8 protein-coding genes and 6 pseudogenes are annotated in these 10,895 nt (G+C 64.3%); 6 read left to right on the top strand and 8 right to left on the bottom strand.

What is annotated here, in order from left to right:
* The 3 genes and pseudogenes from BVER_RS32840 to fumC all read left to right on the top strand — a co-directional run.
* Positions 1 to 126: pseudogene (locus BVER_RS32840) on the top strand (IS5/IS1182 family transposase); the annotation flags it as partial.
* 181 nt (positions 127 to 307) lie between these two features.
* A complete protein-coding gene (locus BVER_RS23980; RefSeq protein WP_050455411.1) occupies positions 308 to 1,909 on the top strand; it encodes a phospholipase D family protein in 1,602 nt (533 codons plus the stop codon).
* 91 nt (positions 1,910 to 2,000) lie between these two features.
* Positions 2,001 to 3,377, top strand: coding sequence for a class II fumarate hydratase (gene fumC, locus BVER_RS23985; RefSeq protein WP_050455412.1), 1,377 nt, complete (start codon positions 2,001 to 2,003; stop codon positions 3,375 to 3,377).
* 46 nt (positions 3,378 to 3,423) lie between these two features.
* Here fumC and BVER_RS23990 read toward each other — a convergent pair.
* Both BVER_RS23990 and BVER_RS32845 read right to left on the bottom strand, forming a co-directional pair.
* A pseudogene (locus BVER_RS23990) lies at positions 3,424 to 3,946 on the bottom strand (acyl-CoA thioesterase).
* A 67-nt stretch (positions 3,947 to 4,013) separates the two neighbouring features.
* Complete coding sequence (locus tag BVER_RS32845) at positions 4,014 to 4,154, bottom strand: hypothetical protein (protein WP_198155352.1); 141 nt, start codon at positions 4,152 to 4,154, stop codon at positions 4,014 to 4,016.
* A 139-nt stretch (positions 4,155 to 4,293) separates the two neighbouring features.
* Between BVER_RS32845 and BVER_RS23995 the strand changes: the two genes are divergently transcribed.
* Entirely contained in the window at positions 4,294 to 5,043 is a 750-nt protein-coding gene (locus tag BVER_RS23995) for an ArsR/SmtB family transcription factor (protein ID WP_050455407.1), read from the top strand.
* A gap of 170 nt (positions 5,044 to 5,213) precedes the next feature.
* Positions 5,214 to 6,978, top strand: a pseudogene (locus tag BVER_RS36340) (DUF6600 domain-containing protein); the annotation flags it as partial.
* Between the two features lie 186 nt (positions 6,979 to 7,164).
* On the opposite strand, the gene BVER_RS36565 reads toward BVER_RS36340, so the two are convergent.
* Entirely contained in the window at positions 7,165 to 7,299 is a 135-nt protein-coding gene (locus tag BVER_RS36565) for a hypothetical protein (protein WP_269750800.1), read from the bottom strand.
* Between the two features lie 92 nt (positions 7,300 to 7,391).
* Here BVER_RS36565 and BVER_RS36570 point away from each other — a divergent pair, with 92 nt between their 5' ends.
* Positions 7,392 to 7,607, top strand: coding sequence for a hypothetical protein (locus BVER_RS36570; RefSeq protein ID WP_050455409.1), 216 nt, complete (start codon positions 7,392 to 7,394; stop codon positions 7,605 to 7,607).
* Positions 7,608 to 7,695: 88 nt separating this feature from the next.
* On the opposite strand, the gene BVER_RS24010 is transcribed toward BVER_RS36570, so the two are convergent.
* The 5 genes and pseudogenes from BVER_RS24010 to BVER_RS36695 all read right to left on the bottom strand — a co-directional run.
* Positions 7,696 to 8,667 carry a thymidylate synthase gene (locus BVER_RS24010; protein WP_050455410.1) on the bottom strand — a complete coding sequence of 324 codons (972 nt, stop codon included), beginning with the start codon at positions 8,665 to 8,667 and terminating at the stop codon, positions 7,696 to 7,698.
* Positions 8,668 to 8,959: 292 nt separating this feature from the next.
* The gene (locus BVER_RS36680; protein WP_502255037.1) at positions 8,960 to 9,256 is read right to left on the bottom strand and encodes an AAA-type ATPase lid domain-containing protein; all 297 of its coding nucleotides are present in this window, start codon (positions 9,254 to 9,256) and stop codon (positions 8,960 to 8,962) included.
* Between the two features lie 103 nt (positions 9,257 to 9,359).
* Positions 9,360 to 9,515, bottom strand: a pseudogene (locus tag BVER_RS36685) (hypothetical protein); the annotation flags it as partial.
* Positions 9,484 to 9,882: pseudogene (locus tag BVER_RS36690) on the bottom strand (sigma-54 factor interaction domain-containing protein); the annotation flags it as partial. The pseudogenes BVER_RS36685 and BVER_RS36690, both read right to left, overlap by 32 nt.
* A 67-nt stretch (positions 9,883 to 9,949) precedes the next feature.
* A pseudogene (locus BVER_RS36695) lies at positions 9,950 to 10,105 on the bottom strand (VpsR-related response regulator); the annotation flags it as partial.
* Positions 10,106 to 10,895 lie beyond the last annotated feature (790 nt).

Genomic DNA, 10,895 nt, shown 5'->3' on the forward strand with positions numbered 1-10,895 from the left:
TTCTTTAAGCGTATCAAGCATTTTCGTCGCGTCGCCACTCGATATGACAAACTCGCCCACAGCTACCTCACCTTTGTCTCCATCGTGTCTGCCTTCGGGCCGCTCTTAAATGTGAACAGGACCTAGGCCTTCGCCCCATCAGGCTGGACAGGGGAATTGCACCCCCAAGCTGTTGCGCATGCTCGGCGCACAAAACAAAGGCCGAGGTAAAAGGTAAAACTAGAAAAGAGGAATCGAAGTGCCGCAATCCCGGAGATGGACCACCGCGCCGCAAGCTCGCGCCCAAGCTCGAACAGCCACCGCGCGCCTGCGCAACCTGACACTGATCACGGCAGCGGCCGCACTGCTAGGCGCTTGCGCGACCCGCCCACCCGCGACGGCCTTCGATCGCGACATCACGCACGCGCTGCCCGCCGATACGGCCACGCCCCTCTCGAGCGCCCTCGCGCCGCTCGAAAAGCGCCATCCCGATGAATCGGGCCTGCGCCTGCTGCCCACCGGCACCGATGCGCTGCAAGCCCGCATCGCGCTGGCCCGCGCCGCGACGAAGACGCTCGACATGCAGTACTACATCGCCAACGAGGACAATTCCGGCAAGCTGCTGCTCGCCGCCGCGCTCTATGCAGCCGATCGCGGCGTGCGCGTGCGCATGCTCGTCGACGATCTGAACTTCAAGGACATCGACCGCATCATGGCGGCGCTGAACTCGCATCAGAACATCGAGATTCGCGTGTTCAATCCGTTCGGCAGCGCGCAACGCAGCCTCTCCGAGCGCACGCAGAACGTGTTCTCCCACGTCGATCACTTCACGCGCCGCATGCACAACAAGGCGATGATCACGGATAACCAGATCGCCATCGTCGGCGGACGCAATCTCGGTGACGAATACTTCAGCGCCAGCCCGACGCTGCAATTCCGCGATCTCGACGTGTTCTGCGCCGGTCCGATCACGCAGAAAATTTCCGCGAGCTTCGACGAATACTGGAACAGCACGATCTCGTACCCGCTGCGCGCGCTGAACAAGCAAAAATTCGATGCCTCCGAACTCGACAAAACGCGCGACGATCTGCGCGCCCACTGGCGCGCGCAGGCCGATCCGCTGAACGCGCGTCCGCTCAACGCGACGCCGCTCGCGCAGCAGATTGCGCGCGACGAACTCGGCCTCACGTGGGCATCGACGGAATTTTGGGCCGACAAGCCGACCAAAATCTCGAATCCGACCGACGACTACAAAAGCCCGCCGATGGAGCGCCTGGCCGCGCTGCTGAAGGAAGCGCAGCGCGAATTCCTGATCCTGTCGCCCTATTTCGTGCCGCACGATGCCGGCGTGAAGGCGCTCGGCGAGCTGACGAAGCGTCATATGCACGTCGCCGTGCTGACCAACTCGCTCGCCGCCACCGATGCCGTCGCCGTGCAGGCGGGCTACGGGCCGTATCGCGTGCCGTTGTTGCGCGAGGGCGTCGAACTGTACGAATTCAAGCCGATGCAGACCGAAGGCGAAGGCCGTCCGACCGCCGGCCTGTTCGGCTCGAAATCGCGCGCGAGCCTGCACGCCAAGGCGTATGTGATCGATCGGAGTATCCTCGTTATCGGCTCGATGAATCTCGATCCGCGTTCGGCGCTGCTCAACACCGAACTCGCGCTCGTGATCCACAGCAAGCCGATCGCGGAACAGGCCGCCGGGCTGTTCGACCGCGCCGCATCGCCGGGGGCGAGCTGGCGCGTCGAACTTGCGAGCCAGGCGGTGTCCGATGCGCTCCGGCGCGCGGGCGCACCGCAATCCGGCCTCGTCTGGACGACCGAGGAAAACGGCGCGACCGTCACCTACGACTACGATCCCGAGGCCCGCTTCTACCGCAACCTGATGACGGGCATCTTCACCATCCTGCCCGTCGACAAGCAGCTCTGACCCGACGCAGCGGCACGCTGCGCACTCATCTCGACGAGGACTTCGGAACATGGCAAACGATTCAACGCGCAGCAAGGCAGGCGACGTACGCATGGAGAAAGACACGTTCGGCGAAATCGCCGTGCCAAACGACAAGCTCTGGGGCGCGCAGACGCAGCGCTCGCTGCAGAACTTCAAGATCTCGACGGAAAAGCAGTCGCCCGAACTGATCAACGCGCTCGCGGTCGTCAAGCACGCCGCCGCCGATGTGAACCAGGGCCTGAAGCAGCTCGACGCCAAGAAGGCGCAGGCGATCATGCAGGCCGCGCAGGAAATCATCGACGGCAAGCATCCGGACGAGTTTCCGCTGGCCGTGTGGCAGACCGGCTCGGGCACGCAGACCAACATGAACCTGAACGAGGTGATCGCCAATCGCGCGAGCGAGTTGCTCGGCGGCTCGCGCGGCGAAGAGCGTCTCGTGCATCCGAACGACGACGTGAATCGCGGCCAGTCGTCGAACGACGTGTTTCCGACCGCGATGCACGTCGCGGCGGCGGTCGCGATCGTCAAGCATCCGATTCCGTCGCTCAAAACGCTGCGCGATACGCTCGACAAGAAGGCCAAGGCGTTCGACAAGATCGTGAAAATCGGCCGCACGCATTTGCAGGACGCGACGCCGCTCACGCTCGGACAGGAGTTTTCGGGTTACGTCGCGCAACTCGAGCAAGGCATCCGGCATGTCGAGGCGACGCTGCCGCATCTGTATCAGCTCGCGCAGGGCGGCACGGCGGTCGGCACGGGCCTGAACGCGCATCCCGAATTCGCGACGAAGGTCGCGCAGGCGATCGGCAAGCTGACCGGCCTGCCCTTCGAAACCGCGCCGAACAAGTTCGAAGTGATGGCCGCCGCCGATGCGCTGGTCGCCGCGCACGGCGCGCTGAAAACCGTCGCCGCCGGCATGATGAAGATCGCCAACGATATCCGCTGGCTCGCGAGCGGTCCGCGCTGCGGCCTCGGCGAACTGTCGATTCCGGAGAACGAACCGGGCAGCTCGATCATGCCGGGCAAGGTCAATCCGACGCAATCCGAAGCCGTCACGATGCTCTGCTGTCAGGTCTTCGGCAACGACGTCGCGGTGAACTTCGGCGGCGCGAGCGGTAACTTCGAACTGAACGTGTTCCGCCCGATGATCACGCACAACGTGCTGCAATCGGCGCGGCTGCTGGCGGACGGCGCGCTGAGTTTCAACGACAACTGCGCGGTGGGCATTGAGCCGAACGAGTCGCGCATCGACAGCCTGCTGAACGAATCGCTGATGCTGGTGACGGCGCTCAATCCGCATATCGGCTACGACAAGGCCGCGCAGATCGCGAAGAAGGCGCACAAGGAAGGCACGACGCTGAAGGCGTCCGCGCTGGCGCTGGGCCATGTGACCGAGCAGCAGTTCGACGAGTGGGTGAAACCTGGGGAGATGGTGGGAAGGAAGTAGACCCGGAAAAAGCCGCTTCAAAGCGGCTTTTTTTAACGGCGCAGGATCAAACCTTCCCCGCCGCCACCTCTTCCGGCTTCAGCTCGACGATCGCATCGAGCGCGTCCTTCACGTCCATCGCGTAGCGGGCCAGACGCCGTTCCTCTTCCGTTTCCGGCATGAACGGCGGGACGGGCGTCGGCGGGCCGGTTTCGTCGACGGCGACGAAGACCATCAGGCAGTCGGTCGTCTGCTGCAATTCGCCGACTTTCGGATCGCCCGCGTGGACGGAAATGTGGATGTGCATGCTGGTTGCGGCCCGTCGCGACCACGCGGGCGCGCAACTCGACCAGATTGCCGACCAGAATCGGCCGCCGGAAACGGATGTTGCCGACGCTCACCGTGACCGCGTATCGGCCGGACCACATCGCGGCGCAGGCGTAGGCGGTTTCGTCGATCCATTTCATCAGCGCGCCGCCGTGCACCTTGCCGCCGAAGTTCACCGATGTCGGCTCGGCGAGAAAACGGAACGTGGTCTCGGCGCGACTTTTCGGCGTCGCCGGAATGGGAGGGGAAGTGAGCGTATCCATAGGGTCTTTATCGTTGCGCGCTCAAGGCCCAAGCGCGATGTCGGGATTATAAAGACCCCAAAATCCGCTAGTTGCGCACCGTGACGCCCTGATCGATGGTGCCGTACATCGTGATGCCGCCGCCGCCCGACGATGACGACGGCGCGCCCGCACAGCCCGCACACAGCACCAGGCAGCCGATCGCGGCCGCGAAAATGAGCCTGACCATACGTGTTTCCCTGCTGACGTCGAAACCTTCATTCTAGTCCGCGAGGGCGCGCATCGACATTTCGGCTTGCGGTGAAACATCGGTTGCAAAGCCGCGCTAGAGTGGGCATATCGATCACCTCGCTCAGCCGGAACCCGCCATGACCACGCTCCTCGACGAAGCCGATTCCCGCGCCCGCCACTTTCCCGGTCTGTCGCGCATCGGCGCGCTGCTCGCCGATCCGGGCCGCGCCGCCATGCTCTGGTCGCTGATGGACGGCACCGCCCGTCCCGCCGGCGAACTGACGATGATCGCGGGATTGTCGCCATCGGCAGCAAGCGGCCATCTCGCGCGGCTCACCGAAGGCGGATTGCTCGCGCTCGAAGTCAGCGGACGGCATCGCTATTACCGGATCGCCACGCCCGATATCGCCGCCGCCATCGAAGCGCTCGCCAACCTCGCCCGCGCCAGCGCGCCGCAGCGCCAGCCCGAGCGTCCGCCGAGCGCGGTGCCGCTGGAAATGCGCTACGCCCGCACCTGTTACGACCATCTGGCGGGCGAACTGGCCGTGCGCGTCTTCGACGGCATGATCACGCGCAACTGGCTGGCGCTCGCCGACGGTCAACCCGATCGCCAAGGCGCAACGGCGCTCGACGCCACGCAGGAAGGCGCGCAAGCTTTCGCGGAACTGGGCATCGACATGAAGGCGCAGCGCGCGCGACGGCGGCGCTTCGCGTGTACGTGCATCGACTGGAGCGAACGGCGGCCGCATCTCGGCGGCGCGCTCGGCGCGGCGTTCCTCGAAGCGTGCGAAACGCATGGCTGGATCGAGCAGACGGCGAAGCGTCGCGTGTTGCGCGTGACGCCTGCGGGCCGCACGCATTTCGAGCGCTTCTTGTCGGGAAGATAAGCGCATTGCATCGCCGGACGATGGACTCGGCAAAGCTTTGTTAAGCGCACCTCGCAGCGGTTACAAACCACATCGCCCGGATACACGCGCCGGGGATACATTGATCCGGAGGCCGTGCGTATCGACGATTACGCCAAAAAACTACCCGCGCGCAGCCGCCGGAGAACACGATGAAGCTCACCACCGTCGCCGCCGCGACGCTCTGCGCCTGCACGCTGCTTTCGATGCAGACCATCAACGCGCGCGCCCAGACGCCGCCCGGGGTGGCGGCGCAGGCCTCCGCTTCCCCAGCCGATGAACAGGGCGATCCGCCGGGACGCGTCACGCGTCTGAACTACACGGCGGGCACCGTCACGACGGAGCCGGCGGGCGCGTCGGACTGGAGCTACGCGCAGATCAATCGTCCGCTGACGAGCGGCGATCAGCTCTGGAACGATGCCGGCGCGCGCTCGGAACTGCATATCGGCTCAACGGCGGTGCGGCTGGGTGCATCGACCGCGCTGTCGATCCTCACGCTCGACGACGCCACCGCGCAACTCAAGGTCTCGCAAGGCACGCTGTCGATGCGCGCGCGATATCGCGCCCGGCACGCAATACGAGATCGACACGCCCAACACCGCGCTCGCCATGACGACGCCCGGCGATGTTCGCGTGGACGTCGCGCCGGATGGCCGCGCGACCACCGTCACGGTGCGCAGCGGCGCGCTCACGGCCTACGGCGACGGCGGCTCGACGCAGTTGTCGCCCGGTCAGCAGATCACCTTCGAGTGGACCAACCTCCAGCAGGCCAGCGCCAATGCCGCGCCCGCGCCAGACGCGTTCGATCAATGGGCCGCGAGCCGCGACGCCGCCGAGGATCGCTCGATTTCCGCGCGCTACGTGTCGCGCGATATCCCCGGTTATCAGGATCTCGATGCCAACGGGACCTGGCGCAACGATCCGTCCTACGGCGCGATCTGGACGCCGAATTCGGTGCCGGCGGACTGGGCGCCGTATCGGCAAGGCCATTGGGCGTGGCAGGCGCCGTGGGGCTGGATCGACGATGCGCCGTGGGGTTTCGCGCCGTATCACTATGGCCGCTGGGCGTACGTCGGCTCGCAATGGGCGTGGGTGCCCGGCCCGATGACTGACGACGACGCCCCGCCCGCCTATGCGCCCGCGCTGGTCGGTTTCGTCGGCGACGGCGGCAGCGATGTCGACTGGAACGTGGCGCTGACGGTGGGCGGCGTGGCGACTGCGGGCATCGCGTGGTTCGCGCTCGGGCCGGGCGAGCCGTGGCATCCGCATTACGGCGGCTGGAGTCCGCGTTACTACGATCATGTGAATCACTATGTGCATGTCGACCGGTCGATCGGCATTCACAACACGTACATCAACTATCGCGCGCCGCGCGGATTGAAGGCGCTGCCCGCGACGGCGTTCGTTCGCGGCCAGCACGCCGGACGTCAGCCGTATGCGGTCGATCCGTCGCGCTGGCGCAATCCGCGCTTTTTCGCGGGCGCGCCGGGCATCGCGCCGACGCGCGACAGCTTCGCGCCGGGTGCGCGTCGCGCGGATTATCGGCCGCCGATGGGTGGCTTCGCGCGTCCGGTGGTGGCCACGCGTGCGCCGGTTGCGCCGCCCGCCTTCCACGACACGCTCGCCCAGCAAGTCGGACAAGCGCGCGACAACCACGCCGGCGGCCTGCCGCGCGCGATCATGCCGAGCCCGCAGCAGCAGCGATTCCGTCAGCAGGGCGTCGACAACGTGCATCTGGTCGCGACGCATGGACCGGCGCGATCGGTGATTTCGCCACATGGTCCGGGTGCCGCGCCGGGTGCGCCGATGGCGGGCGATCAGATGCGTGGAGGCGGTGTGCCGCGTCAGTTCTCGCAAAGCGCGCCTGGGATGCCACCGCAAGGCAACGGCGTGCCGCGTCCGCCGCAGGCTGCGCAAGCGATGCCGCGTCCCCGCGATGTCAAACCAGCAGCCGACGCACGCACCGCGTCAATTCACCCAAAACGCGCCCGCGATGCCGCCGCAAGCGCCGTAAGCAGCGCAAGCCGGCGGCGAACCGCGTGTGTATCGCGGGCCAGAGACGTCGCCGGTGCATCTGCAGACGAATGAGCCGCGCGTGCCGCATCAGGCGTTCGCGGGCAACGCATCGCCGCAGGTCGCGCACGGCGGACCGCCGCAGCCGAACAACCCGCCGCGCATGGAACGCAACACGCCGCCGATGCCGATGCAGACCGCGCAGCCTCGCGCGCCTGCGCCCATGCCTCAGCAAAACGCCATGCCGCACATAGAACGCGGCGCGCCGCAGCAAGCACCGCAGCACGCCTCGCCGCAACCCGGATTCGCGCAGCCGCATGGACAGGCGTTCCAGCAGGCGCGCGTCGAACCGCCTCGTCAGCCAGCCGATGCCCGCGCAGCAACCGCATCGCGAGATGCCCGCGCCGCGCATGCAGGAAGCGCCGCGCCCGCAGCCTCAGCAAATACGTCAGGCGCCACCTCCGCAACAACCTCAGCAGGCGCAACAACCGCACGGCAATGGCGGCGGCGGAAACGAGCACCATCGCGGGTAATCGGCGCGATAAAACCCGAAAGCTGTAAAAACGACAACGCGCGGTCGGAGCCGCGCGTTTCGTATTTGAACCAGAAAGAGGTGATCGGCTAAACGGCCATCGGCGCGGTCAGCGCTTCGTGATACCGATATCCTTCAAGCGCGAAATCCGTCGGCTCGACCTTCTCCAGCCACTCCGGCTCATACCGTTTGGTCACCGAATAGTCCGGCACGCGATCCGAGATGATCAGCTGCGGGCTCGGAAACGGCTCGCGCTTCAGCTGCTCCTGCAGCATGTCGAGCTGGTTCTCGTAGATATGCGTATCGCCGATAAAGTACGTGAACCAGCGCGGCTTGTAACCCGTCAATCGTCCGACGAGATGCAGCAGTGCCGCGCCTTCCGTCAGATTGAACGGCGTGCCGAGCCCGACATCGTTGCTGCGGATATACAGGCACAGCGAGATCTCGCGCGTCGTCGGGTTCGGCAGGAACTGATACAGCAGATGACACGCGGGCAGCGCGATTTCATCGAGCTTGGCCGGGTTCCATGCATGAAACAGAATGCGACGATCGGTCGGACGCTCGATGATCGTGTCGAGGCATTGACGAAGCTGATCGATGGCCTTGTACAGCAGCACCATCTCGCGACCGTTTTCCCTGAAGCTTGTCACGAGTTCGTAGCCGCGATTGGTCGCGTCGGCGATCTGGTTTTCAGCGCTGGCATCGACCAGTTTGTACGCCGGCCATTGACGCCACTGCACGCCATAGACATCGCCGAGATCGTCCACGCCTTGCCGGTACGGATTCTCCAGCCACTGCGGATTTTCATTGGCGTTGGCGTCCCACACCTTGCAGCCTAGCGCGCGAAAATCCGCCGCGTTGCCCGATGCGCGCAGAAAGCCAACCATCTCGCCGATCGCCGACTTGAACGCGAGCTTCTTGGTGGTAACGGCAGGGAAACCTTGCTGGAGATCAAAGCGCAGCATCGCGCCCGGAATGCTGATGGTACGTATGCCCGTGCGGTTGTCCTGCCAGGTGCCGGTATCGAGAATCGTCTGGACGAGCTCGAGGTACTGTTTCATTCGCTGTTCCTTGCGGTGTGCCTGTATGTTCCTGCCGCGTTGTTGCCGCGAGGCAGAATACAGACGGCGCGCGCCCGGGCATTGTGACGCGCAAAGACTCGATTTTACCAAGGGCGGATCGATCGGACGATCGTCGCGGAAAGAAAAACGGGCGCTCGCAGCGCCCGTTTTCGGTGAATGCAAGCGTGTGGATCAGCCGCGCGTGGCGTGCTCCGTGGGCGCATCGACTTCGATGTGACGCATGCCGTGCGCGCTCAATAGCCGATACAGCGTGACGCGCGAAATACCGAGTTCATGCACCGCGTCGCCCAGCCGCCCGCGATGCCGCAACAACGCGAGCTCGATCGCCTGTCGCTCCGCCGCCTCGCGCGCCTGCGCCAGCGACACGGGCGCGACTTCGACATACTCGCCTAGTTCGAGATCGCGCGCGGTGATCTGACGCCCTTCCGACATGACGATCGCCCCGGCGCACGCGATTGATCAGTTCGCGCACGTTGCCCGGCCAGCCGTAGTTGTGGATCGCGGCGATCGCGCACGGCGAGAAACCGCGCAGACGCCGGCTCGCGTCCTTCTTGAAGCGATCGAGCATGTGCTTGGCGAGCAGTTCGATATCCTTGCCGCGCGCGCAGCGGCAGTTCGTCGATCTGCAGCACGCAAAGACGGTGATACAAGTCCGCGCGAAACCGGCCTTCGATCATCGCGGTCTGCATGTCGACGTGCGTCGCCGAAATGATGCGCACGTCCACCGGCGTCGAACCGTGACCGCCCGCCGAGGCGTTCGACCTTGCGTTCCTGCAAGAAACGCAAAAGGCTGGCCTGGCTTTCCAAAGGCAGATCGCCGATTTCATCGAGGAACAGCGTGCCGCCGTTGGCCGCTTCCACCCGGCCGATCTTGCGCTGATTCGCACCCGTAAATGCGCCACGTTCGTAGCCGAAGAGCTCCGATTGCAGCAAATGCGCGGGAATCGCTCCGCAATTGATTGCGACGAACGGCTGATCGCGACGCGCCGAGCGCTCGTGAATGGCGACCGCCGTCAGTTCCTTGCCGGTGCCCGACTCGCCCGAAATAAACACGGGCGCGTCCGTCATGGCGACTTTGCGGATGGAACGGAACAGCGCGAGCATGGCGTCGCACGAGCCGACCATTTCGCCTTCGGCACGGCCTTCGCCGCGCGCATCGTTCGATGCCGCGTCGTGCAATGCGCACCATGCCATACGCGTGGCCGACAGAATCCACGATACGGTCGTTCGACGTCGGCAGCGTCACGTAGTCGAAGCAATAGTCGCGGATCAGACGACGCACGGCGGCGTCTTCCAGTTGGCCCGACATCGTGGCCGCGACCCAGCCCACGTTGGTCAGCGTCAGCGACGACTCGAAAGCCGCCAGTTCATGAGTTTCGAATTGACTGGACAAATCGAGCAGACCGCCGATTGCCATGTCGTTGCGCAGCGCCTTGCGCGTGTCGCGCGCTGGAGACGATTTCGATTTGCCAGCCGCGTTCCTCGAAACGCGCGCACAGCGACTCGTTCGGATCGCGAGTCGCGTAAATGAGTTACCGCCGAGCGACGTCCATTATTCAGATCCTTGGTTCAACGTGCGTTGAAAAGGTCGCGTGTTTGAGGCTTTCGCTGCATGCAGACTTCGGCGCTCGCGCACGATGCGGCGAGCGGACGCACAATAAGAAACGTGGCCCCGAAGCGCGGCGTCTCTCTTGCACCGTGCTCCATCGCGAAAACCTTTTTGTCTGATTCAGCGCCGATTTTTCAGAGACTACTATAACCCAGAAACCGCGCAAACCAAACAATTATCGCCGCAGGGCTCGGGATTAGCTACAAATCCCGTCGCGGCCGGGTCTCGAAAGAATTTCTCACACTTTTATTAAAGCCTTACCGCAACTTTTAATAAGACAAAATCTTATACCGGATCGACAGGAAATTCAGGTTTTTCTCGCGTGATGTTTCAGTTGTGAAACGTTTTCGCGGATTAGGACCCGGAAACTATTTCCGATTCCGACCCTCATGCACGCCCCGCAAGGTGCACCGGACGTTGGCATATATATCGCTCGTTCACTTCCGCAATCATGCAAAACGAATGATCGTATAAATAGTCTGGCCTGCAAAATTGAATTTGCCGGAATGGACCCGACGACGCAGTCTGGTGCAGACGTAAACGCACATCTCAGCCAGGTCTGCAGCGCACGAGTAGAGGTTGAGGCATGACGTTGAGC

The sequence above is a fragment of the Candidatus Burkholderia verschuerenii genome (genome assembly GCF_001189365.1).
GTDB lineage: Bacteria > Pseudomonadota > Gammaproteobacteria > Burkholderiales > Burkholderiaceae > Caballeronia > Caballeronia verschuerenii.